The sequence below is a fragment of the Streptomyces swartbergensis genome (genome assembly GCF_002148965.1).
GTDB lineage: Bacteria > Actinomycetota > Actinomycetes > Streptomycetales > Streptomycetaceae > Streptomyces > Streptomyces swartbergensis.
Genome location: NZ_NGFN01000821.1, coordinates 1 through 730, shown reverse-complemented (window position 1 = coordinate 730; position 730 = coordinate 1). Strand labels below are relative to the sequence as shown.

Annotated in this window: 1 protein-coding gene; it reads right to left on the bottom strand. The window is 70.2% G+C overall.

What is annotated here, in order from left to right:
• Nucleotides 1-730, bottom strand: a 730-nt coding sequence (locus CA983_RS44540) for an IS481 family transposase (RefSeq protein ID WP_086606188.1), incomplete at both ends; no start/stop codon positions are given.

Below are 730 nucleotides of genomic sequence, written 5' to 3'. Positions count from 1 at the left end.
TGGTAGTTGTACCAGTCCAGCCAGTCGGGAAACGCTGTCTGTCGTTCGGTGTCTGAGGTGTAGGGCCGCTGGTAGGCCCATTCATCGAGCAGGGTGCGGTGGAAGCGCTCGACCTTGCCGTTCGTCTGCGGACGCCAGGGCCGGGTCCAGCGCGGGCCGATGCCCAGCTCACGGCAGGTGTCCCGCCAGGTGTTCTTGGTGTAGGCCCAGGCATTGTCGGTCAGGACCCGCTCGACGGTGACACCGTGCTGGGCGAACCAGGCCGTTGCCCGGCGCAGGAAGGCCGCGCAGGTGGCGGCYTTCTCGTCGGGCAGGTCTTCGGTGTAAGCCAGGCGGGAGTGGTCGTCCAGGGCGGTGTGCAGGTAGGCGTATCCGGCCCCGTTACGGCGGTCTTTGTTCGGGCTGCCGGCCGCACGGCCCAGCACCTTGTGGCCGCCGCCATCAGGGATGCGGCCGARTTTCTTGACGTCTATGTGGAGCAGTTCGCCGGGCCGGGCCCGTTCGTAGCGGCGTACTGGTTCGCCGGTGGCCCGGTCGCAGGCTGCCAGGGCGGGCAGGTGGTGCCGGACGAGGATGCGGTGGGCGGTGGAGGCGGCGATGTTGCAGCGGGCGGCCAGCCGCAGCGGCCCGATGCGATGTTCGCGTCGCAGGCGCACGACCTGCTCCTCAACGGCGTCCGGGGTGCGGCGGGGCTGGTGGTGTGGGCGGCTGGAGCGGTCCTGCATCCCGG